The organism is Leptospira interrogans, assembly GCF_900156205.1.
In the GTDB taxonomy this organism is placed as follows: domain Bacteria; phylum Spirochaetota; class Leptospiria; order Leptospirales; family Leptospiraceae; genus Leptospira; species Leptospira interrogans.
This window is the reverse complement of sequence record NZ_FTNA01000038.1, coordinates 1-23077: the sequence shown is the minus strand read 5'-3', so window position 1 is coordinate 23077 and position 23077 is coordinate 1. Positions and strand designations below refer to the sequence as shown.

The window sequence follows — 23077 nt, the reverse complement described above, 5'->3', positions numbered from 1 at the left end:
TACAAAAACTAATATAGGAGTTTCCCTTTGAACCCAGACCAACTTTCTACAAAACTACAAAACAAGATTGATCTAAAAACAAAACCTCCAGGCTCTTTAGGAACGCTTGAATCAATCGCGCTTCAAATAGGCTTGATTCAAAATACTGATTCTCCAGAATTAAAAAACCCTCATATTCTTGTTTTTGCAGGTGATCATGGTCTTGCCGAATCCGGAGTCAGCGCTTTTCCAAAAGAAGTCACCCACCAAATGGTATTCAATTTTTTGAATGGAGGAGCAGCCATCAACGCATTCTGCAAACAAAATTCTATTCGACTTAAAGTGGTGGACTCGGGAGTAGATTTTAAATTTCCTCATGATACAGTTTCTCTTCATCCTGATTTTATAGACGCCAAAGTTGGATTTGGAACTAAAAACATTTTGATTGAACCTGCTATGACAAAAGAGCAATGCAATCAAGCTTTAGAAAACGGAGCCAGAATTTCCCAAAAATCAGTATCAGAAAATTGTAATGTAATCGGGTTTGGAGAAATGGGAATTGGAAACACTTCTTCAGCAAGTCTTATTACTGCAAGTATTTTAAAAAAAAGCTTAAAAGAAGTTACAGGAAAAGGAACCGGATTAAATGATCAGGGATTTCAGAAAAAAATTGAGATTTTAGAGAAATGTTTCGAAAAACATAAAACCAATTTGAAAACCGCTTTTGACGTTTTACAAACGTTCGGAGGGTTTGAAATCGCCATGATGGTAGGGGCTATGATCGATTCTGTAAAAAAAGGAAGAATCATTTTAATAGATGGATTTATCGCGACTTCGGCTTTCTTGATTGCTCATAAAATGGAACCTTCCATTCTAAAAAATGCGGTCTTTTGTCATAAATCTGTCGAACCCGGTCATTCTTATTTATTAGAAGAATGGAATATAAAGCCCCTTCTTGATTTAGGACTCAGACTCGGAGAAGGAACCGGATGTGCAATTGCATTTCCGATTCTTATATCCGCTGTGACTTTCTTAAAAGAAATGGCCTCTTTCGAGTCCGCAAAAGTGGATCAAAAACTTTGAATAAACTCCAAGAAGAATGGAACCGTTTCTGTGCTTCTTGGATGTTCAATACGAGACTTCCAATTCTTCCATTTTACGTTTATTCTGAATCTACACTTTCTAGATCTTCACGTTATTTCCCTTTAATCGGTTGGATCGTTTCTGCGGGAACATCTTACTCTACCTATTTTCTTTCTTGGATCTTACCAATCGAAATTTCCATAATCCTTGGAATGATCTTAAGCGTTTTGATTACGGGGGGTTTTCACGAAGACGGACTTGCAGACGTTTGCGATGCCTTCGGAGGAGGCTGGAGTAAAGAAAAAATTTTAGAGATTATGAAAGATAGTAGAATCGGAACATTCGGTTCTATAGGTTTGATTCTTTCGTTAGGTCTTAAATATTTATTACTCGTAAATCTCTTTAAGATCTCTCCTTGGATCTTTTTATTTACCTCTTGGTTTTCACACTCCGCAAGTCGATGGTTTGCTTTACTTTTAATGATGTTAATCCCTTACGCAAGAGAAAACGATCTATCCAAATCCAAACCGATGATCAAAAAACTACCTCCTTTTGACTTCGCTCTCTCTACATTTTTTGGATGTTTCCCCGCGGTTTATTTTTTGTACCAATTCCAAAACCAAATTCCAAATGTACTTTTGGGATTTTTTCTTTCTTCTATATTTGTTTTTTATTTTAGAAATTATTTTAATAAATGGATTGAGGGTTTTACGGGAGATTGTCTTGGGTTTATCCAACAAGGAACTGAACTTTTATTCTATTTAGGAATTACAGTTTCATGGAACTCTATTTAATCCGACATACTACTCCAGAAATTCCAAAAGGAATCTGTTACGGTCAAACGGACATACCTTTAATTTCCGACTTTAATTCAGAATTTCAATTCCTTCTTCAAAAAATCAACGTTGTTTTTGATCTAATTTATTCTAGTCCGAGCAGTCGTTGCAGAAAATTATCTGAATTTTTGAATAATCAATATTTAAGTAAACTAGAATATTCAGATTTATTGATGGAATTGAATTTTGGATCATGGGAAGGAAAACCTTGGTTAGAAATTCCAAAAAAAGAATACTCTTATTGGGCAAAAGATTTTGTAAACTTTAAAGTTCCCAACGGAGAAAGTTATCAAGGGTTATACGAAAGGGTTTCTAAATTTTTAGATAAAATTTTACATTCTTTTTCGGATGAAAAAATCGGAATCGTCACCCACGCAGGAGTCATTAGAACCGCTCTTTGTAAACTTTTAAATATACCACTAGAACGCGGATTTTATTTCGATCTGAACTATGGCTCTATAAACAAAATTCTCATAGAAAAAGATGGAAAAGATTTTTTTTCCAAATTAATCTTCTGGAATCTTTAAGTTGGTTATAGTTTTTTTCGAATTGCCGATACAACTCTTAGAGCCCGGTCCATAAAACTTTAAAGGCTCCTTACATAACTTATCAAAAAAACATATGATAACCAAAATAAAAATGTAACTATCACGGATTTCACTCTATTAAAATTTATAGTTTTTTGAAAGATTTCATAATGCGTTTTACTCATAATTATATACATAGCGCCAATAGCTTTTGTTCCGGGATAGAGTTTTATAAAAAAAAATCCCAATATCAATTTTATAGGAGTTTTTAGTAATGGTGAAAAAAAATTTTGTATAAATTGAACTTTCACATTTTAAGGTTTTGTTATTCATTTTTAGTGATCGAGTGTCTCCAATCTTATCGAGAATCCGTTTTTAAACATAAAATTAATGATATTCTAATATATACATCAGTAAAAACTTACAAAATAATTATCCCTGAGCATAAATAAATTCTTTAATATAAAACTTTTCAAAATTTAGGTTCGACCCACTTTTATGATTAAAATACGTTTTAAAATTTTGCCCTCTTTTTTAGACAACATTATCTGCCATAACTTTAAACTTTTAAGTCTGATAAAGAAAATCTTACATTTTATGTTTTTACAGAGGCTTTTAAATTTTATCGGATTTACATTTTTTATTTTAGTAACTGGAACAAACGTATCTTCAGAAAATCAAACGCCATCCCAATTGTTTATCATAGACGCTTCTGGATCTATGAACGAATATTTAGGGATTTATCAAAAAATTCATTTAGCTAAGAAACACGTTAGTCACTATATATCCACTCTTCCTCAAGAAACTGAAATCGGTTTTTTAGCCTATGGAAATCGGCTGCCAGGATGTTCGTCCTCAAGATTGTATCAGCCTTTAGAAATGGGAAATCGCGATACTTTTAAAAACCGACTATTTAGTCTAACTCCTTCGGGTGCTACACCTCTCGCAGAATCAATTCGAATCGCAGGAACTTTAATTTCGCAAAGAAAAAAGGAAACTGAAATTATTTTAGTGACGGACGGTATAGAAAGTTGTTACGGAGATCCTAAAAAAGAACTTCAAGCACTCAAACAAAAAGGAATCCCATTTCAATTTCATGTCCTCGGTCTCGGGCTCAAAAGTCATGAGGAGTTACAAATGAAAATTCTCACAGAGGAAGGAAATGGAAAGTATTTCAGTATCGAGGACGATTCTTCTTTTTATACCGCTCTCGATTCGCTTAGGAATTCACCCGCTAAAAAAACATCTCAAAAATCGAATGAATTGAGTATAAAACCTAACAGCGATTCAATGATATGGTTTGAAGAAATTCACAAAAACCAAGAATCAGATTCGAGAGTAGAATATACGATCAACTTCGGCTTTAAAACCAAAAACAATCCAAATAATTGTGTAATATTCAATTTAAAACAAAGAAAGAATTCTTCCTATCAAAGCCTAGGTCCAAAAAGAATTTCTTCCCCAGAAACTTTGATTCTGAATCAGAGCGCGTGTTTTGACGTTTCCGAAAGTAAAGGAACAATTACGATCGAAATTCCAAAACAAAACTCTCTTATCGGAGTTTTAGAACTTTGGGATATGACGGAAATTCCTTCTCCTATTGGAATTTCAAGAGAAGAAGATATACGTTAGACGTCACATATTCAAGTCAAATTCCGCTGGAAAACTTACTTTGTACTTAAGTTTAATTTCTTGTTTTTGATTCGGTTTTAAATCTAATTTCCATTCTAAAATTCCGGAGTCTTTTCTTAGCTCCGAATGTCCCGGCGTGGTATTAGAATCGATGAAAACCTTTACACTTTCTACTCCAGAAACTGGAATTGCTTCTTGAAACGAAATCTTTCTAGATTCTTTTCCAAAATTTTCTAACTCCACTCGAATTGATTTTTCAATTATCTTAGTACCAGAAAGAATTCCTTCTTTGGTTTGATTGGATTCTTTTCTATAGATCGCTCTAATTTCGTTTTCAGAACCGAATGAAATTTCAGCCTTTTCTCCGGGACTAATATAACCGAAGTTAGACGCTCCCACCATACCAGCTTGGCGAAATACAACAACTTCTCCGGGAAGAATAGGAAATCCAGATACGTTTTTAAAAATTCCTTTAATAAGCGGATAACGTTTTAAAGAAGGTACATATAAGGTTGTAAATGCCGCCTCCGTCACAAATGAAGCTAAAGATATTTTTTTAGACTCTTTTCTTGAAAAAAGAGTAACCGGTTTAGAATAACGAAATAAAAAACCACTTCCAGATTCTTCGCTACGTCCAGTCATCTCGGCTTCAGGAGATTCTACTTCCGGAGCTACATTGGATTCTTCTGCTAAATTTTGACTTTGAACAGCTACAATCCCGTCTTTGTTAGTTGGTTTTTTTTGATCGTATAACCTTTGGCTGGAAAGGCGAGGTCTTCTTCCGCTTACGTCTGGACTGGAAGTAGATAATAAAAGATTAATATTCTTCCAATCCTCTCCGCTTTCCTGATTGATTTCAGCGAGATATTCAAATTCAATCCTTTCTTTTCCATCCATACTAACCGAATAGAATGGTTTCCAAGAAACCTTTCCGGACTGATACGTAAGATTGAGCCTTCCTTCCTTTTTTTCGGTCCCGGTAAAACTAACGAGGATTTTAGTAATCCTGGAAGATTTTTCGGATAAAGAAAGAATCACGTTCATTTTATCCTGCAATTCAGAAAGTTTTTTCTTAAGATCTTTGATTGCACGAATTACTTCTTGATCAGAACTCAATAGAGTTTGAATAGCTTGTCGATTTCCGGAAAAAGTTTGAAACCATTTTTTAAAATCCGCTTCGTTCTTTTTGTAAAATAGGTTTTTGGAAATCATTTCCGTTAGTTTTAATCTAGTATCTACAAGTATCTTTTTCAAATTTTTAAAATTAGAATTATTACTTTCGTAAACTTCGATTTCCTTTTCTAAAAGACGGATCTTTTTTTGTAACTCTAAAGCTTCTTCGTTGTGAATGATAGATCCGGTTTCTATCCAAGTACTAGAGCCAACAACGGAGGCTCCTAGAGCTTCCACCGAAGCAACCAAAGATTCATCCTGAAGTGTAATCGGTAAGTTCCTGATTATGAATTCGTTCATTCCAGGCTCCAAATCTATTTTACCACTTCTTAAAATTCCAGCTGAAGACTCGTATAAGGTTACGTCTTGAATTTTTAATTCTACCTCTTTTGCATCTAAGGAAAAATTTATAAAAATCAAAAATAAAGAAAATAAAAATCTGTCTCGAAAAAATCCAATGTTACAACTTCTTGAATTCGCTAAAACGTTTTTTACAGATTGCGTTTTAAGTAGTTGTGGTAGGGTTAGAACTTGTCGAACGTCTATAAAAGTGAGGCATTGAATTATCCAATTTAACTTCTTTGATAAAGTGAAATTTAGTTTTGAGATATGTTGTAAGTAAAAATTTAATTTAAAAACAAATGTTTTATATTTTAAATTTTTCATTTTAATATCCTCCGGAGCCAGGAGTTCTAATAAGTCTATTTTCCGAAGGATGGCTTACAGAATATTCAAATTCTATAACTTTCTTTCCTCCAGAAGGAAGTTCTATATTGTAAGTCAAAATTCCCTCTTCGTTTTTTATTGGAATATCCTTTCCAAATTCAAATTTAATTTCTACACTATCGTCTACTGTATAAGGAACACGATCGATTAGAGTTAATGTAACGTTTCTTTTTTTACGATTTCTAACCTCAATGCTCACTTTATATTTAATTTTTGTGCGGGAAGAAATCATCCCTTCCTTTTGTTCAAAAGAAGTTTCTCTTCGATTTACAAGAATATCCCGATCTTGACCAAGTTCCATTCGAATCCTTTCGCCTGGTTTACTAGTGCTAAGAACAGTATTCCCCAAAAGAGTGTTTCCAGAAAAAACTTCCATAGGACCCGCGAGCAAAGGTTCTCCTTCCGAATTTGAAGTTTCTACTGTTAAATAAGCTCCGGGACCGGAAAGTGGAGACGTAAAATAACCCGGACTCAAAATAAGAGATTTCTTTTTTAGAAAAACCTTATTAAAAGATCGGTCGGAGAGAATCGTCTCTGAGATCCCGGAAGTATATTGGTAATCAAAACCTTCTAAAAGAGTAGGTGGAATCAAACCGCCTGGAACTTTTTGGGAAGAAAGAATTAGACTTCCTTTGCGAAGAAGTTCTTCTGCATATGTCTCGATCGAACTGAGTTCTTTACGTGAGAAATCTGAAAGTTTAGAAAATTTTTTCAGAGCCTCTTGGCCGTAGTAGTTCGCTTGATCATATCTACCATCATTGAAGTTATCTTGTTGATTTGCTAAATCGTTTTTAAGCTGATTGAGATTATCTTCGGTTTTAATTGAATTTTGCCGATTGGAATAATTATCTTGAAGTATCTGGCGTGATTGTTTAATCGGAGCCTGAGAATTTTTATATGTAGAAACGTTTTGCTCATAAGCATTCGATTTAGAAGCCGCAACCGACTTTTTTTTCTTTGGGCTTTTTTCGGTCTCCGCTTCTTTTCTAATCACTTCTCCTTGAACAGCTCCGCGCATCGCGTAGGAAGAATCATTTTCATCGTTTGGATATTCTTTAGAATCTTCCACGGAAGTTTGTGTTTGAATTCTCCATTCTCTTACGATCGGAAGATCGATGTCCAAATCCGGATTAGAGGCTGTAAAAAAAAGTTTTACCTTTTCCCAATCTTCACCCGTATCATTTCGAACAAGTGCAAACCAACTTAATTGGCCGTTTCTAGATTCGTCCGTAAGCTGAAGAGAATATTTCGGATACCAACTAGCACCTGAAATTAAATATTTATATTCGATTGAAGTTTCCGTATCTTCGGAAGTTTCCACTTCCAAATAGATTTCTTTTTTTTGTTTTGCCTCCAGTCGACCAAGATGATCTAAACGAGCATCCACTACCAAACCTTCTTCACGAACTCTATCCAAAACTTCTAATTTTTTTTGGCGTATTAAAGATAATTGATTTAGATATTCATGATATTGTTTTTGAAATCCGGATAAAAATTCCGGATCAGCAATTTCTTCTTGAGGAGAAGGTTCTTTTCTAATTACTGGAGATATTTTTACGATCGTTTTTTCTTCTGCGATTAACTCTTGAATTTCTAAACTCAAAAGCTCAATCTGATCGTTAAGTGTTTCCTGTCTTTTTAAAAGGGAGGCAATTTCTTTCGTTCTTGCTTTTCTTTCGATCCGAACCTTACTCCGGATTCCAAGAATCTTAATTTTTTTAGAAGAATCTGGAAAACGAACCGAAACCGTTCTTTCTGCAACTCTACCAGGAATTTCTCCTAAATAGATTTCGGAACTTCCCGCTTTTACCTTGGCTCTAAGATTTTTTGTAACATAGGCAAAACTAGAATACAAGGTCACGGATTGAATCCGCGAAGGTTCCGTTTTTTCGGTAGTCTCTGCAATAGTAGTTCGATCTTCAATTTCTTCCTGACCTTTCACCGAGGAAACCATTGAAATGGAAAAGATTAGGATCAGATTTAAAAATATTTTTTTTCCAATCGAAGTTTGTAAAATCAATCTTCGCATATTGTTTTCATCTCCTAAAAACGATTTAGAATTTGTTCCAAAATCTCAAAGAATTTAAGTGATCATTTCTTTAGAAATTTTTAATAAAATACAGTGTTCCTACAAAAACCGTCACATTTGGTAATTTGCGAAATTCCAAACAATTCTAATAACATTAAATTTTCGTATGAGTTCCCACATGACGGTTTTTGGGACAAGTTATTATTTTTATCTTCGCAACAACGAGCAAACTTAGAACTAAAAGTTTAACTCAAAAAAAGCCAACTACAAGTTCTTAAACAAAATGATAAACTTCTTTGCTTGAAAACTGCGGTAAGCACAAACAAAAAATGAATACGGAAATCGTCCTAAAACTTTAAAATAAAATCATTTTGAATTCGATGTGAGAATTCCTTTAAATTACTTCCTCGTCGGTTTATTTACTTTTGAACGTTTTTTCAATTATTAAAAATTATCGCCGAGAGAACTCTACAGGTTTTGGGCTCACTCTGTCTTTCGTAAAAGAAAGTAGCTCCTACAAAATAGGTCCCGATTTGAATAATTTAACATGAGTTCGATGTAAGTAACCCATGACTCTGAAAAAGTTGATCTGAACTTTACAGATCGACATCGACTCTTTAAATGTAGGAACTACCCAATTGATAAAATAGAAGTTTATATCTGTAGCATTCAAGTGTGGGAACTCACACAAAACTTAGGTTTGTTTGTAAAATGATGTGGAAACTACTACAAATCACGACTTTACAAATAAATTCTAAAATTGTAGGAATTCATATTTTTAGAAAATTCCTTCTCGTTCTCTTACGCCGAACTCACGTTAATTTATGAACTTTAAAATGATTCGTTCAATAAGTAAGCTACGAGAGTCCCACATCTAGTCTTATTGATTGGATTTAATATTTTTAAATATGCCTTTTACCATTTCATTTTCGTATGAATTTAAAAAGCTAAGCAGTATCCTTCGAAAAAGAATTTTATGATTTTATATTTTTAGGAAATATATTTTCAAAATATATTTTCATGAGATCTGCAAAACGAAAATAACCGATAAACTGATTCCCTTCCACGATTGCAATTTTATCCATATCGCGATCGATTAAAATCTTTAAAATAGCAGCCAATGTATCTTCCGGTTTTCCAAAAGGTACAGATATATCCGTAACGTCTCCTACTGTAATTAAATTAGCAATAACATCTCTCGATTCTAAAGTGTGTCTTACTTTTCGAAGTGATAAAATTCCTAAATATCGGTTGTTTCGATCTATAACCACGTAATCACTCGCTTGAATCTTCAGTGCCTCTTCTTCTATTTTAGAAAGTAAAATATGATCGTAAGTCACCGCAATTGCGCGTAATCTACTCTTCCAAGTTTTAACCTGAATCTCTTCTAAAAAGTCCCGATTCATATCCCAAAAATGTGCAGGAGATTGAAATCTATTTTCTTTTTGCGCGCGATATAAACTTAATTTATGACTCAATACAAACGTTAAAATGGAAACCACCATCAAAGGAGGAAGTAACACATAACTTCCTATCATTTCGCATATCATAATCATTCCCGCAATCGGAGCACTTGCCACACCCGCATAAAAAGCTCCCATACCGACCAAAATAAACGACGTAACTGAAAGATCTGGATAAACGAATATTTTGGCAAGAGTTCCCACACCTCCACCTAACATCCCACCTATGAACAATGAGGGCCCAAACATTCCAGCAGAACCTCCGGTGCCGATAGTAAACGATGTAGTAAGAATTTTCATTCCGGCCAAAATAAAAAATAACGTAACCAACCAAAGACCCTTACTTTCAAACATAGATGAAAAAATTCCTTGGTTTCCGACCGGATCTTTACCATCTAAAACGACTTGAAGCACCCCCGCTCCGCTTCCGATCGTCTCCGGTAAAAAAAGTCCAATCGTCCCTACAACAATACCACCTAACGCAGGTTTAATGATCGGAGAAACTTTCAAACGTGCAGAAAAATACTGAACTCTCCTAAAAATTCGGATAAAAACGTCTCCACATAAAAAACAGAGAACCCCTAAACCTAAATAAAAAATTAGATCCGTATATCTTGAAAATTCAGTGTTCGTAACTCGATATACAGTATTAAACCCATTCAAAGCAGAATATACTAAGTAAGCCGAAACCGAAGAGATGATACAAGGAATCAAAGAATCACTTTCTATATCTTCCCTATAAATCATTTCCACCGAAGTCAACGCTCCACCTAATGGAGCGTGAAAAATTGCACCCAAACCTCCTGCGGTTCCGGCGAGTAAAAGAGTTCGTCTCGCTCTTGCCCCCGCTTTTAAGAGAGTTGCAAGTAAAGACCCAAAACCTGCTCCGATCTGAGAAATCGGACCTTCCTTTCCTCCACTTCCCCCACTTGCAAGAGTAAAGACGGTAGCAATCGATTTGATCAACGAAACGACTGGATTCATTTTCCCTTCTAGATTGTGAAAGGAATCAATCATTGCATCCGAACCGGTTCCTCCAGACTCGGGTGAAAAACGATTTACGATCCAACCCGTAAGTAAACCTCCAATGATCGGAAGAAAAAATAAAAGCCAAGGTCTATAATCATCCGAAAAAGGGATTTCCCAATAAGATACATCGTTTGAATCGATTAGAAATTCTCCCGAAGCGTGTGGAAGGGAAAGACCAGCCGCCCTATCTAAAAATAAATATTCACATGCAGCTAGAATTCTGGAAAAAAGAAACGCCCCTAATCCAGAAACAATCCCTGTAATGATACAGTAAAAGTATAAAGATCTTCTTCCACTGATTTGAAAAATGGGTCGTTTTATTTCGTTCATCGGCAGATGTCCCTATAAAATCAAAAAAGCGGTTCCAATATAAAAAAGAACATTCTAAATTTCTAAAGTATTTTTTAAAATTTTACTGTATTTCAAAACGCCGTTTTAAGACATCATAAAATTTTTAATAAAAAACGCTCTTTCCAAATTAGGAATCTACGAAATTTGGAAAAATCTTATTTCTAGAGTGCTATACAAGAATTCTCACAGATTACGTCGCTTTGCAAACTTCTTAGACAATTAAAAATTATAGTAGTTCTTACATTGGACGGTTTTAGGAAAAATTTCCAATGACAATATAGAACAAGAAGTATAAATACCGTTATTTATATCCAAAAGACCAATTCTCATCAAAATTACTCCACTCATAACTACATAACAGAGTATTCAACATTTTGCTTTAGAATAGGGTTTTATGATAAAAACTTAAGATATTCAATTTTATAGAAATCAATAGTGGCATAGGATCAATAAGTTTGAAGAACAACTCAGCCGATTTAAAGTTTGCCCCAAATCTTATAATTAATTTCTAATAAAAAGTGTTAACCATCACATTGTATGGATTTACAAGTTTTTATTAGAATTTGTGTATGAGTTCCCACATTTTTGTGAAACAAAGCATCTCGCTTCTATGGGCGCTCGACGGATTCAAAATAGATTTTTAATTTTTGTGATAATCGCAAACTGTAGGCTTTATGCAAAAATTCGATTGAACAACAATTTTTTTAAGATTTTATAGAAATTTCTCTTTCTTTTAAGTTGCAATTTACTTCTGCAAATACTCAATACTTAAAAGTATAAGATAATTCTAATAAACGATTGTGAGTGGTAGTATCCTCTACTGCGCCCGCCATACGATATAATCTCGGAATTACAAGAGCTGCAATCACAACCCCTCCGTATTTAGTTTCAAAAACATTCCCGCTCGGACCTTCCTTGTTTAAAAGATTGTCCATCATACTTTTTTTATCATTATTATTCATCGCAAAATAATAAGCAAGTCCTCCAATTAACAAATCGCTAAGAAGATAAAAAGAACTTCTCATCAACGCATCGCTTGAAGTATAAACGGGAGATTTGTGGGAATTATAAATTACGGATAATGCGGGAGAAATTAAATTCAATCCCTGAGATATGATATGAGATTTTTTTTCCAATTTTTCGATTTTGTCTTCGGGTGTCGTTGTTGTTGCGGAACCAACTCCCATAGCATCTTTTTTCTGTAATTCTTCTTTAAAATAATTTCGAAACGACTTTTCCATTCCGTATTTCGGAGCTTCTATTCTTATGATACTTACGTTATCTCGCTTTGCAAATTCTCCTAAATAAATATCAAAGGAATATCTAGAATACCAAGGATTTGTATAATGATATTTGAATCCTTTTGTCTTCTTACTAAATTTTACAGAACCTTCCGCAAATTTATTTAACGCAGCCAAAATTTTTATATTATTTTCTTCTATATTTCCTTCCAACTCGATTACTTCGGACGCAAAAATAGAATGATACATGAGTAGAAGCGGAACCGTTATCAAAAAAAATCTATGATATCGGTTCACTGAATTTCACCACCTTTAATATAAGCAATCAATAACATGATGGAATTGTAACTAACGTGTGCTGATATGGAATACCATATATTTCCGGTTTTCAGATAAAAAAGTCCGAAGAACATTCCCACAAAACTAAGAAGAATCGGAACACTGACCGAGGTTTGCCCACTATAATGAACCAGCCCAAAAACAATCGAAGTAAAAAGAAGACCTGGAATTTCCAAACCTCTTCCTTGGAATTGTCTCAGACAAAATCCTCGAAAGAAAACCTCTTCCACAATTCCTGTAATTAAACCAACGCTATAAAGAGACCAAAGCAATAAAGAACGATTTCCTTTCATCTCCTTGAAAAGAGCTTCTTGAAATTCGTTTGGAGTTTGTTTTCCAAAAATTTTAGTAAGAAAAAAACCGAAAACGATCACAAATAAAAATACCAAGGCTCCAAGCCCCGCACCCGTAAACATAGTTTTAAGGTTGAAAGGATCGCTGAGATTGGTGTATTCCGCTTTAAAAAATCGAACCAAAATGAAATAGGCAGGAAGTATAAAACAAAGAGCCCAAACCAATCGATCCACAATCAAAAGCCATGGTTTTTCCTTTACCATTACTTCTATATAACTCTGATTAATTCGTTTCGTATTGGTTTGAATTTCTTTCTGAAGTTTTTCAATCCTCTCTTTATAAATCTCCGCTCTTGTATTGCCGTCCAGATAAGGAAAATCATCCGGTAATTCTTTCGAAACTAAAACGGTAATGACAATCGAAGTTGCAATCAAAGGAAGGAACACATACGTTCCAAGAATCAAAACAAAAAGTTGTTGAAAGGCGATTAAAATCGGTTCGAAAGGTTTCTTTTGCGAATTGCCAATATTTTCTAAGGATTCCATTGGATCGGGAGTCTCGGTTACAAGCATTTCTGTCTCTTTTTTTGCGTCATTGTTTTTTTAGAATCAACCGATTCTACACGTATAAGACCATGAAACCTTCTCTCAAGTATCCAATTGAAATCGTACTATTCCTTTTCACGGTTCTTTTTTTTAACAGTCGAATCAATTCCAGTCAAAAACCAGAACTTTTGAAAAACTTAGATTATAATAATCAATCCGTAAAACGACTTAGGGAAGACATTAAAAATAATCTGAAAGTTTCTATTTCCAACTTGGAAAGATCGGAATTAACTTCGCTTGAATTTTATAGATACGTCGTAAAAAAAGAAGACAACTTTTTTAAAATTATGGCTAGAACCGGAATGGATATAGATACAATTTCATCGGTAAATAGCCTTGCTTCTCCTTATGATATTTATCCCGGAATGGAACTTTTAATTCCTAACATGCGCGGCGTTTATGATTCGGATGAAAGAGAAAACTCTTTTTTAATTCGGAAAAAACTTTCCAAAAAATATAAACTTGCGGAGAAGTTTATCTCTTTTGATGAAGATAAAAAACTTTGGTTCATTCCAGGAAAGGGACTTCCCAAAGAAGAAAGATCTTTTTTTTACGGAGTAGCGTTTTATCGTCCATTAGGAAGCGAGGGAATTATTTCTTCTCGTTTCGGAAAAAGGAAAGATCCGTTTACTAGAAAAGAAACCTTTCACGGAGGATTGGATATGGCAGCGGAAGAAGGAACTCCGGTTTATGCTTCTGCTGACGGAGAAGTTTATTTTTCTGATAAAAAGGGAGGTTATGGAAATCTGATTATACTAGGTCATAAATTAGGATATGAAACTTTATACGGACATCTAAGTTCTATATCCGTTCGTCCGGGCGAAAAAGTTCATAAAGGTCAAAAGATCGGAGAAGTCGGTCAAACCGGAAGAGCCACCGGAAATCATTTACACTTCGAGGTTAGAAGATTCAACCAAAGACAAAAACCGATTTTTAGAGACCATGTTTAAAAGAATTGTAATATTCCTTTTTATTCTTATTTTTCTTTCTTTATCCTTCTTGATTTTTTTATTTTTACGTTCAAGTAAGAATACAAATGAATCTATCACGGATTCTCCTTTTGATCCTGGAAAAAATAATTATCTTTTAGAATCGGAATGGATTCATAAGGAAAATTTAAACCAACCTTACGCAATCGCTATAGACGCTCGCGGTTATGTCTATACTGGAACCGCAGATCATAAAGTCGTACAAATCCGTACTAACGAAAAAATAGAAACCTTCGCCGTTCTTTCAGGAAGGCCTTTAGGAATGGTATTTGATTCTCACGGAAATCTTTTGGTTTGTGTAGAAGAAGTTGGAATCGTAAAAATTCGTAAAGACGGATCACAAAAAACTATTATCTCTAAACTTCCGGACGGTTCACCTCTTCGATTTCCACATGGAATTGACATTTCTAAAGACGGAAAAATATATTTCACCGTTTCCAGCCAATCGTATTCATTACAAGAATCTTTTTTAGAAGAACTTTTTTCTCGCCCAAACGGAATGATAGTAACAGCGGATAAAAATCTTACATTAGAAATTTTGAATCAAGATTTGTATTATCCTACTGGAATCGCATTGTCATCTAACGAAGAATTTTTACTCGTATCGGAACCATTTCGACATAGAATTTCCTCGATTCCGATATTCGGTTCCCAAAGAGGTACGGAGAAATTTTTTCTTACGAATATTCCCGGAATTCCCGCTTTGATCAGTGGGAACGGAGGTTTTTTCTGGGTCGGAATTCCATATCATAGAAATGAAATTTTAGATAAAACCCAAGAATATCCCGAAATTAAAAACCTACTGACAGGTTTACCTGTTTTTCTTTTTGGAAAAAATATTCCGAGAGGTTTGGTATTTGCTTTAAATGATTTTGGAGATATTACGGCCAATTACCAAGATTTTTCGGATTCTTCGGTTGCAGGTATTACCGCAGTTTTAAACCACGCCGGAAATATTTATTTGGTATCTTCGACCATCGGAAAAATCGCAAAGATGAAACCGATAATCGAAGAAATTCAATTTTTCTAATATTAGATTTTACATAGATCCAAGCGCTTCTCTAAATCTTTCAAGAGGGAATCTATTTACAAAATCTCCGAATTTTTCGTCGGAATCCCCTTCGTTTTTCCAAAGTACAAAGGCCTTTTCCAATTGAGCGGGAATATCTGCGAGTGCGATTTTTTTTGCCACATACTCGCCTACCTTGGTTCCTTCCGAATCGGCCCCAAAAAATAAAGAATATTTTCCTCCGGCTTGTTGGCCTACAATTCCAACTTCCGCAGAGTAAGGTCTTGCACATCCGTTCGGGCATCCGGTCATACGAACCACAGGAGCTCGATCGCTGAGCCCCAATTTATCCAAAACTTTTTGAATTCCGTTTAAAACTTCTGGGAAAGAACGTTCCGATTCGGTTAAAGCAAGTGCACAAGTAGGAAGCGCAGGACAAGCGAGTGCACGATCATAAAGACGAGAAGGACTTTTCCAAGATACATTCAATTCTTCTAATCTTTTTTCAACCTTCTCTTGATCTGACTTTTGAATTCCGATTAAAATCAAATCCTGATCGGCAGTAATTTGAACCGATAACTTATAAGCACCGATAATCTCTTTTAAAGCAGATTTCAGAGGTTTACCTGGAAAATCTTTGATTCTTCCAGCAAGGGTATGAAATCCTAAAGAAAGAGTACCGTCTTGTCTTTCGTTCCAACCTAAATAAGAAGGAGTTTCCCAATTTGGTAATGGTTTGTCCTTATCTAGTTTTACGTTAGAACGGGACTCGACTTCCGATTGAAACCATTCTACACCCTTTTCCGCAAGGACATATTTTAAACGAGCGTGTTTACGATTGGTCCTATCTCCAAAATCTCTATGTGCAGTTACAATCGCTTCCGCCACCGGTATCAAAGCGTTTTCAGGAACCCAACCGAGCAAACTCGCCGCACGTGCAAATGTCTCCGGTTTGTTGTGAGTCATTCCGAAACCACCTCCGGCAAATACAAAATAACCGTCGATTCTGTTTCCGTCCGAAGAAAGAGTCGCCGCAAATCCCATATCGTTTGCGTAAATATCCACCGTATTATTTCCAGCAAGAGTTACTGCGATCTTAAATTTTCTAGGTAAATACGTTTTACCGTAAATTGGATCTTCTTCGTCCTTGTTGAGCTGCTTATCACCTAACCATACTTCTGCGTAAGCGTTGGTCTTATATTTAAAATGATCGGATAAAATCTGAGAAACTCCGTCTAACAATTGTAATTCTTTTTTACCGAGAGGATTTACGGCCTGAGTTACGTTACGCACAACGTCGCCACAAGCTCCCATACTGGAAAGATTCACTTCATGAATTGCTTTCATAACGTCTCTAAGATGAAAAATTCTTAATGTATGAAGCTGAACCGATTGTCTGGTAGTTAGACGAATTGCTCCGCCTCCAAATTTATCCCCTAATTCATCCCAAACCAGGTACTGTTCGGAAGTCAACCTTCCTCCCGGAATTCTTCCTCGAATCATAAAACTAGTAGGAGCTTCTATATCGTTTCCATTTTCGTCTTTTTTTCGATCTCTGTCTTTTTGTTGGTAAAGTCCGTGAAACTTAAGTAGTTGTTTTTCGTCTTCCTCATAAGTATCTATGTTTTGATCTAAACCTTCTGCGATTTTTCCTCTTAGATTATTGGAGTTTAACTTTATATCTTCGACGGGTGATAGTTCTTTTGCTTCTGACATAGTTTGGATTTTTCCTTTTTCGAGTTTATAATTTCGTTATATTCTTTTTGAATCGATTGGAATTCTAAAATAATCATCTTTGAGAGTTTGTAACAAATCTTTAAGAACTTTTCTTCTACGTTCTTGGTTTGGTAAAATAGACTTTAATTCTTTTCTTAATAACATAAGTTCTTTAAATTCTTCTTCGTGTTCATCGGGAATCAATTCCTCTAAAGTAGTTTTTACAACTCCGGAGATTCCTGCAAAATTTCCCTCCGTAGAAATTGCAACACGAATCGGACCTCTATCCAAAACTGCAGCAGAATAAAAATCACAGTTAGTTGGATCGTCGGAACAATTAATCCAAATTTTCCAAGAATGGGCATAGTCACTGAGTCTCCTATTTAAATCCGTATCGTTCGTCGCGGAAAAAACGAGGGCTCTTCCCTGAAGATCCGTAAATTCTACAGATCTATATTCTACTTTAATTTCTGGATGTTTTTCTAAAATTTGTGCTACTTCTTTACAAGTTTCTAAAGTGACCAAGGTAATTTTTGCACCGGAATCGATCAGATGAGGAAGCTTTTCTAAGGCGACTTTTCCTCCACCAATTAACAGAACATTCTTATTTTCTAAATTAAGAAAAGCCGGATACTTACGACTCATTCTTTCCTCCTTGGATCTCGGAAGAAATTTGCCCTAAAAAAGATTCTTTCGAAAACTGAGAAAAGGTCGAAGTCAATTTCTTATTTTCCAAAAATCGAACCACTTTTCCAATGTAAATAATCCCAGGGCCTTGTGTTTTCTTTTCCAAATAAGAATTTGCAGCTTCTTTTAAAGAACAGATTTGAATATTAAAATTTTCTAAAGAAGCATTTTCAACAAGTGCAACCGGCAGATCGGCCGAACTACCATGTTGTAAAAGTAAATTCGCGATTTTTGGAAGGGAAGAGGTTCCCATAAAAAGCGCAATCGTTCCTTTGAATTTGGCAAACCACTCCCAATCAGTTTCCTCGTTCAGAACCGTATGACCGTCCATGATCAAAACCTGGCGGGACAAACCCCTATGAGTCAAAGGAAAACCTGCAAAAGAAGAACCTGCGTTCAAAGAGCTTACGCCTGGAACAATTTCATATTTTATATTATGATTAACTAATGTAATTAATTCTTCGCCACCTCTTCCAAAAACAAAAGGATCTCCTCCTTTCAAACGAACTACGTTTTTTCCGGAAAGAGCATAAGAAAGAAGAAGTTGATTGATCTCCTCTTGAGTCGCGGAATGTGCTCCGGATCTTTTTCCGACGTAGTGAACGATCGCGGACTTTGGAAAAATTTCGAGAAAAGAAGGGTCTAAAAGAGCGTCGTACAAAATAATTTCGGCTTTGGTTAAAATTCGATACGCGCGCAAAGTCAGATCTTCCGGATTTCCCGGACCGGCCCCAACAAGGTAAACTTTGCCGGGACGAGAATCTTTATTTGTATCAGCGTTTAACACGGATTAGGCTCCGACTCCGGTAATCATCCCCGCGCCTACAGTAGAATTAGTCCCTTCATCCACCAAGATAAAACTTCCCGTAGAACGATTGATTCGATACTCGTCGAAACTCACTGGTTTTGCAGTGCGAATTTTAATCTTTCCAATTTCGTTTAACGTAAGTCCCTTAGAAGCGTCCAATTTTTCGTGTGTATCCGGGGCAACTTTAAATTCGATTTCTTTTACGATCGCTTTTACAGTGTTAGTTGTTTGACGCAGAATATATTTATTTCCAGATAAAAGGGCCTTGGAATCCATCCAACAAATATTTGCTTCTAAATCTTGGGAAACAATTGGAAGACTTTCAGATAAAACGATCATATCACCACGAGAAATATCAATCTCATCTTTTAAACGGATTGTAACCGACATAGGAGGAAATGCCTCTTCCACTTCTCCATCGTAAGTATTGATAGATTCGATCGTACTTGTAAAACCACTTGGAAGAACCGTAATAGAATCTCCCTTTCTAAAAATACCACTTCGAACCTGACCCGCATAACCTCTATAATCGTGATGTTCATCGGAAAGAGGACGGATCACATACTGAACCGGAAAGCGTGGGTCTTCTATGTTCTCATCGCTTTCGATATAAACTTCTTCAAGATGATTGAGAAGAGTGCGCCCATCATACCAGGAAAGATTTTCGGACTTGTCGACTACGTTGTCTCCGTTGAGAGCACTGATCGGAATAAATTCAATATCCTTAATATCTAAACGAGATGCAAAATTTAAATAATCCGTTTTGATCTCTTCGTAACGAGCTTGGGAAAATTCCACAAGATCCATTTTATTGATACAAACTACAAGATGAGGGATTCTTAACATAGATGTAATGTAAGAATGACGATAGGTTTGTTCGATTACACCTTTTCGAGCATCTATCAAAATAATCGCCAAATTAGAGTTAGACGCTCCAGTCACCATGTTCCGAGTGTATTGAACATGTCCGGGTGCGTCCGCAATAATGAACTTTCTTTTGGGAGTGGAAAAATACTTATAAGCTACATCAATCGTAATTCCCTGTTCTCTTTCGGCTTTGAGACCATCAGTAAGAAGAGCCAGATTGATCTGCCCGTTGTTTCCACGAGCGTTTTTTTCAATCGCTTCGAGCTGATCTTCGAAGATCGATTTGCTGTCGTAGAGAAGTCTTCCGATCAAAGTGGATTTACCGTCGTCCACACTTCCTGCAGTGATAAAACGTAATAAATCCATCAGAAGTAACCTCCTCTTTTTCTATCTTCCATAGCGGCTTCGGAGCGTTTATCGTCTAGTCTGGAACCTCTCTCTGTGGTCCGAGTCGTTTGGATTTCGAGAATAATATCGTCTATGTTATCCGCTTGAGAATCCACGGCGGCAGTACAAGTCATGTCTCCTACGGTGCGAAAACGAACAATTTTATCTTCCACCCGATCGTTTGCATCGATCGTAATGAACTTAGAAACCGGGAAGAGAAGATTTTCTCTGTAAATCACTTGTCGTTTATGAGAAAAGTATAAGGAAGGAAGTGCAATGTTTTCTTTACGGATATATTCCCAAACGTCCAGTTCGGTCCAATTGGAAATTGGAAAAACACGAACATTTTCCCCTGGACTAATTCTACCGTTATAAATATTCCAAAGTTCGGGTCTTTGTAATTTTGGATCCCACTGACCAAACTCATCACGAACCGAAAAAACTCTTTCTTTTGCTCTTGCTTTTTCTTCGTCTCTACGAGCACCTCCGATACAAGCGTCAAATTTAAATTCCGCAATTGTATCCAAAAGGGTCACGGTTTGAATTCCATTTCTGCTTGGAAATTTTCCTTTTTCTTCAACAGCTTTTCCCTGATCGATAGAATCTTGAACATAACGAATAATCAGTTTTTCACCGATTTTGGAAGCAAGCTCATCTCTAAAATCGAGAGCTTCTTGAAAGTTATGGCCGGTATCAATATGAACAAGTGGAAACGGAAACTTTCCGGGACGAAACGCTTTCAATGCGAGATGTACGAGCGTGATCGAATCTTTTCCGCCGGAAAAAAGCAGAGCAGGTCTTTCAAACTGAGAAGCGGTTTCTCTAAGAATATAGATCGATTCTGCTTCTAGTTGTTCAAGATGTGTAAGTCTAGATCTATTCATGGTTGAAGTCATATTGCTCTTTTAGGACCAAGCTTTTGACGAACTAACTTGCCGTCTACAACGTGAAGTCCACATTCTTGGTTGGATTCTTCCCACCACCATCTTCCGGCGCGAATATCTTCTCCGGGTTGAATTGCTCTTGTGCAGGGAGCACACCCGATAGAAGGAAAACCTTTTTTATGAAGAACGTTAGTCGGAATCCGATACGTATCTATAAAATCTTGAATGCGTTCCAAGGACCAATCCAAAAGAGGATGATACTTGAGTATGTTTCGAGAAGAATCCAGTTCTACTTTTGTGAGAGAATTTCTAGAATCGGATTGTTCGGAACGGATTCCGGTGATCCAAAGCTTGGTTCCGACTAACGCACGATTAAGTGGTTCGACTTTTCGAATATAACAACATTCTTTTCTGTTTTCAACTGAGTCGTAGAAACTGTCGGGACCTTTTAAGTTGATTAGGTTTTGAACCGCATTCGTGTCGGGAAAATAAGTTTCTATCTTTTTACCATAACTTGCGTTTGTCAATTTATGTAAATCGTAGGTCTCGTTGAAAAGCCGCCCCGTATCCAAAGTAAAAATTCTAATTTTAAGATTTCGAGAGAATATAACGTGAGTGATGACTTGATCTTCAAGACCCAAGCTTGTAGAGAAAGCCGCAGTTTCTCCATATTCTTTACTAATCCATTCTAAGGCGTCTTCTAGGTTCTTCAAAGGAGCAAGTTTTTGTTCCAACTCTTGCGCGTTCATGTTTGTGATAACCTAAGTCTTGAATGGTAGATCTACGCATCCAGCTTGATTTTATAATTGATTCAAGAAATATCCAGATTTAAGAAAAAATGGAGTTATTTAAATCCCAAAGTTTTATATATTGGATTTTTTGTAAACTATATTTGATATGAAGTCGTTTTTCATTACATTTTCTCAGTCTTACTGGAAATTTTACCGATTTGAATACTTACTTTTGAGGATTTTGTGAGAATTCTTAAACATAGAAGAACTTTACTTAGAACTTGTTCCAAAACCTCAAAGAATTTTATGCTATCATTCTTTAGAAATCTTGAATTAAAAATGCAGTAGTTCCTACAAATTATAGTCTCATTGGCAATTTGCGAACTTTCGAGCAATTCTGATCTTCGCTAAATTTTCGTAGCAGTTCTACATTTTTGTGAAACTCAATTTCACGGTCGTTCAAAAAACTCAGCGTTTTGCTTTTATGGCGCTCGAAATAGCTCAACAAACCACCTACCTAAACTCAATGCATCGCTTCTATGGTCCACTCTGCAGATCGGTGGAAACTCAACGTCTCACTTCTATGAGCGTTCGAAGTAACTCAACAAACACCACCTAAAAATCGGTGTTTAGGATTTGGGACAAATTCTTATTCTAAGAAATCCTGAATCTTTCTGTAAATGTGAGATTTTCAACGAAAACTTTGGATCTAAAAATTAAAGCTTTTGCGAACTTCGGAAATATTCTGAGTTTGATTTGAGGACCTACTCCAAATGAAAACAAAAATTTACAGAAGAAAACATAGTTAGATTTGTCATGTGCTCTGATTAAAACTTTCAAATCTCTAACAAACAATTGCTCCGTATCTTTACTCGGTAAAAAAAATAGTTCCCAGCGTAGATGAAGGAAGAACGCCTAAAGAAGAATTGATTTCGATCCACTTGTATAAAAGTAGTTTCAAATAAAAAATTTCAGATCAGCTCGCAAAACGGAAAGATCATTAGAGTCGTTGAAAAATTAATTCTCCATCTTGTTTCTGTTTCATGAAATGGTCGATCAAAGTGGTTTTGTTAATCGCCGTTATGAAATTTTTCAAGAACTCTATTATCTTAACATAAGTTCGACGTAAAGAATTCATTTTTCAGAAAAAGTTAGAATCCAAACTTTGTGAATCGATTCCTAAAATGTGGGATCTCCCGTAAATCACGATTTTACGAACAACTCTAAAATTGTAGAACCCATACTTTTAGAAAATTCTTTCTAATTTTCTTACATCGAACTCACGTTAGCTTACTTTTGATCTTTCTGAAAAACATATCTATCAACTAACACCAAAATAGAACGAATGTAAAATAATCTAACACAGATTTTTTCTTTACGTTATTAGACACATAACCTAGTTACGTAAAAACGGACACCTTTTACTCAGCGAATGAGGTAAAGGTGAATATGAATAAGAAAGGAAAATACTCTCCGGAGTTTAAAGAACAAGCAGTCAAGCGAACACTTTCTGGTTCGTTTACGATAAAAGAAGTAGCAGGGTCACTTGGAATCAGCTATTTTGTGTTACGACAATGGAGGGGAGAATACTTGAAAAAATCAGAAGATCAGCTTCCACTTACGGATAAACAGTTAAAAGAAAGTGAAGAACTGAAAAAGCTTCGGAAGGAAAATCTGAAACTGAAAGAGGAA

Annotated in this window: 20 protein-coding genes; 7 read left to right on the top strand and 13 right to left on the bottom strand. The window is 35.7% G+C overall.

The features are described from left to right. The first annotated feature begins 27 nt into the window (after window positions 1–27). Genes cobT through cobC form a run of 3 tightly spaced genes read left to right on the top strand, consistent with a single transcriptional unit; the run spans window position 28 to window position 2425 of the window. Window positions 28–1062: a nicotinate-nucleotide--dimethylbenzimidazole phosphoribosyltransferase gene (gene cobT, locus BW942_RS19230; RefSeq protein ID WP_001067584.1), complete on the top strand. Its 1035-nt coding sequence runs from the start codon at window positions 28–30 to the stop codon at window positions 1060–1062. Beyond that, the gene (locus BW942_RS19225; protein WP_001038032.1) at window positions 1059–1856 is read left to right on the top strand and encodes an adenosylcobinamide-GDP ribazoletransferase; all 798 of its coding nucleotides are present in this window, start codon (window positions 1059–1061) and stop codon (window positions 1854–1856) included. Before cobT ends, BW942_RS19225 begins: the two co-directional genes overlap by 4 nt. Then, complete coding sequence (gene cobC, locus BW942_RS19220) at window positions 1841–2425, top strand: alpha-ribazole phosphatase (RefSeq protein WP_000424905.1); 585 nt, start codon at window positions 1841–1843, stop codon at window positions 2423–2425. The genes BW942_RS19225 and cobC overlap by 16 nt, the downstream gene beginning before the upstream one ends. A 59-nt stretch (window positions 2426–2484) precedes the next feature. Here the strand turns inward: cobC and BW942_RS19215 are convergent, their stop codons facing one another. Then, window positions 2485–2736: a hypothetical protein gene (locus BW942_RS19215; protein ID WP_000867926.1), complete on the bottom strand. Its 252-nt coding sequence runs from the start codon at window positions 2734–2736 to the stop codon at window positions 2485–2487. Between the two features lie 187 nt (window positions 2737–2923). On the opposite strand from BW942_RS19215, the gene BW942_RS19210 reads away from it, so the two are divergent. Then, the gene (locus BW942_RS19210; protein ID WP_011172407.1) at window positions 2924–4057 is read left to right on the top strand and encodes a vWA domain-containing protein; all 1134 of its coding nucleotides are present in this window, start codon (window positions 2924–2926) and stop codon (window positions 4055–4057) included. Between the two features lie 3 nt (window positions 4058–4060). Here the strand turns inward: BW942_RS19210 and BW942_RS19205 are convergent, their stop codons facing one another. The 5 genes from BW942_RS19205 to BW942_RS19185 form a co-directional block, all read right to left on the bottom strand. Then, complete coding sequence (locus tag BW942_RS19205; protein ID WP_000793300.1) at window positions 4061–5896, bottom strand: mucoidy inhibitor MuiA family protein; 1836 nt, start codon at window positions 5894–5896, stop codon at window positions 4061–4063. Between the two features lies 1 nt (window position 5897). Continuing rightward, window positions 5898–7985 (bottom strand): DUF4139 domain-containing protein, encoded by a 2088-nt coding sequence (locus BW942_RS19200; RefSeq protein WP_001253389.1) that lies wholly within the window; start codon window positions 7983–7985, stop codon window positions 5898–5900. Between the two features lie 974 nt (window positions 7986–8959). Beyond that, window positions 8960–10807, bottom strand: a complete 1848-nt coding sequence (locus BW942_RS19195) for a chloride channel protein (protein ID WP_001002746.1) — start codon at window positions 10805–10807, stop codon at window positions 8960–8962. A gap of 782 nt (window positions 10808–11589) precedes the next feature. After that, window positions 11590–12366, bottom strand: coding sequence for a hypothetical protein (locus BW942_RS19190; RefSeq protein WP_001083103.1), 777 nt, complete (start codon window positions 12364–12366; stop codon window positions 11590–11592). Beyond that, window positions 12363–13274 carry a CPBP family intramembrane glutamic endopeptidase gene (locus tag BW942_RS19185; RefSeq protein WP_000961610.1) on the bottom strand — a complete coding sequence of 304 codons (912 nt, stop codon included), beginning with the start codon at window positions 13272–13274 and terminating at the stop codon, window positions 12363–12365. The genes BW942_RS19190 and BW942_RS19185 overlap by 4 nt, the downstream gene beginning before the upstream one ends. A 62-nt stretch (window positions 13275–13336) precedes the next feature. On the opposite strand from BW942_RS19185, the gene BW942_RS19180 reads away from it, so the two are divergent. Both BW942_RS19180 and BW942_RS19175 read left to right on the top strand, forming a co-directional pair. Then, a complete protein-coding gene (locus BW942_RS19180; RefSeq protein WP_000804809.1) occupies window positions 13337–14257 on the top strand; it encodes a LysM peptidoglycan-binding domain-containing M23 family metallopeptidase in 921 nt (306 codons plus the stop codon). Beyond that, window positions 14250–15326 carry an SMP-30/gluconolactonase/LRE family protein gene (locus tag BW942_RS19175; RefSeq protein WP_000476420.1) on the top strand — a complete coding sequence of 359 codons (1077 nt, stop codon included), beginning with the start codon at window positions 14250–14252 and terminating at the stop codon, window positions 15324–15326. Before BW942_RS19180 ends, BW942_RS19175 begins: the two co-directional genes overlap by 8 nt. A gap of 9 nt (window positions 15327–15335) precedes the next feature. Here BW942_RS19175 and BW942_RS19170 read toward each other — a convergent pair whose 3' ends face one another. The 7 genes from BW942_RS19170 to BW942_RS19135 all read right to left on the bottom strand — a co-directional run bounded on the left by BW942_RS19170 (window position 15336) and on the right by BW942_RS19135 (window position 22240). Then, window positions 15336–17021: an NADPH-dependent assimilatory sulfite reductase hemoprotein subunit gene (locus BW942_RS19170; protein WP_001287342.1), complete on the bottom strand. Its 1686-nt coding sequence runs from the start codon at window positions 17019–17021 to the stop codon at window positions 15336–15338. A 36-nt stretch (window positions 17022–17057) separates the two neighbouring features. Then, window positions 17058–17666 (bottom strand): precorrin-2 dehydrogenase/sirohydrochlorin ferrochelatase family protein, encoded by a 609-nt coding sequence (locus BW942_RS19165; protein ID WP_000088543.1) that lies wholly within the window; start codon window positions 17664–17666, stop codon window positions 17058–17060. Beyond that, the gene (gene cobA / locus BW942_RS19160) at window positions 17656–18495 is read right to left on the bottom strand and encodes a uroporphyrinogen-III C-methyltransferase (RefSeq protein WP_000930524.1); all 840 of its coding nucleotides are present in this window, start codon (window positions 18493–18495) and stop codon (window positions 17656–17658) included. The genes BW942_RS19165 and cobA overlap by 11 nt, the downstream gene beginning before the upstream one ends. A 3-nt stretch (window positions 18496–18498) precedes the next feature. After that, complete coding sequence (locus tag BW942_RS19155) at window positions 18499–19749, bottom strand: sulfate adenylyltransferase subunit 1 (RefSeq protein WP_000365065.1); 1251 nt, start codon at window positions 19747–19749, stop codon at window positions 18499–18501. Further along, window positions 19749–20654 (bottom strand): sulfate adenylyltransferase subunit CysD, encoded by a 906-nt coding sequence (gene cysD / locus BW942_RS19150; protein ID WP_001972962.1) that lies wholly within the window; start codon window positions 20652–20654, stop codon window positions 19749–19751. The genes BW942_RS19155 and cysD overlap by 1 nt, the downstream gene beginning before the upstream one ends. 8 nt (window positions 20655–20662) lie before the next feature. After that, window positions 20663–21403 (bottom strand): phosphoadenylyl-sulfate reductase, encoded by a 741-nt coding sequence (locus tag BW942_RS19145; RefSeq protein ID WP_000993603.1) that lies wholly within the window; start codon window positions 21401–21403, stop codon window positions 20663–20665. A gap of 636 nt (window positions 21404–22039) precedes the next feature. Continuing rightward, a complete protein-coding gene (locus tag BW942_RS19135) occupies window positions 22040–22240 on the bottom strand; it encodes a hypothetical protein (RefSeq protein WP_000498031.1) in 201 nt (66 codons plus the stop codon). A 594-nt stretch (window positions 22241–22834) separates the two neighbouring features. Here BW942_RS19135 and BW942_RS19125 point away from each other — a divergent pair. After that, the coding region (locus BW942_RS19125) for a transposase (RefSeq protein ID WP_025184491.1) at window positions 22835–23077 on the top strand (243 nt) is incomplete at its 3' end.

Bases quoted from the DNA above. Each gene is read 5' to 3' on its own strand.
- BW942_RS19185 (WP_000961610.1), bottom strand. From the start codon at position 13,274: ATGCTTGTAACCGAGACTCCCGATCCAATGGAATCCTTAGAAAATATT.
- BW942_RS19145 (WP_000993603.1), bottom strand. From the start codon at position 21,403: ATGAACGCGCAAGAGTTGGAACAAAAACTTGCTCCTTTGAAGAACCTA.
- BW942_RS19155 (WP_000365065.1), bottom strand. From the start codon at position 19,749: ATGGATTTATTACGTTTTATCACTGCAGGAAGTGTGGACGACGGTAAA.
- BW942_RS19180 (WP_000804809.1), top strand. From the start codon at position 13,337: ATGAAACCTTCTCTCAAGTATCCAATTGAAATCGTACTATTCCTTTTC.
- BW942_RS19175 (WP_000476420.1), top strand. From the start codon at position 14,250: ATGTTTAAAAGAATTGTAATATTCCTTTTTATTCTTATTTTTCTTTCT.
- BW942_RS19165 (WP_000088543.1), bottom strand. From the start codon at position 17,666: ATGAGTCGTAAGTATCCGGCTTTTCTTAATTTAGAAAATAAGAATGTT.
- BW942_RS19195 (WP_001002746.1), bottom strand. From the start codon at position 10,807: ATGAACGAAATAAAACGACCCATTTTTCAAATCAGTGGAAGAAGATCT.
- BW942_RS19205 (WP_000793300.1), bottom strand. From the start codon at position 5,896: ATGAAAAATTTAAAATATAAAACATTTGTTTTTAAATTAAATTTTTAC.
- BW942_RS19170 (WP_001287342.1), bottom strand. From the start codon at position 17,021: ATGTCAGAAGCAAAAGAACTATCACCCGTCGAAGATATAAAGTTAAAC.
- cobC (WP_000424905.1), top strand. From the start codon at position 1,841: ATGGAACTCTATTTAATCCGACATACTACTCCAGAAATTCCAAAAGGA.
- BW942_RS19200 (WP_001253389.1), bottom strand. From the start codon at position 7,985: ATGCGAAGATTGATTTTACAAACTTCGATTGGAAAAAAAATATTTTTA.
- cysD (WP_001972962.1), bottom strand. From the start codon at position 20,654: ATGAATAGATCTAGACTTACACATCTTGAACAACTAGAAGCAGAATCG.
- BW942_RS19210 (WP_011172407.1), top strand. From the start codon at position 2,924: ATGATTAAAATACGTTTTAAAATTTTGCCCTCTTTTTTAGACAACATT.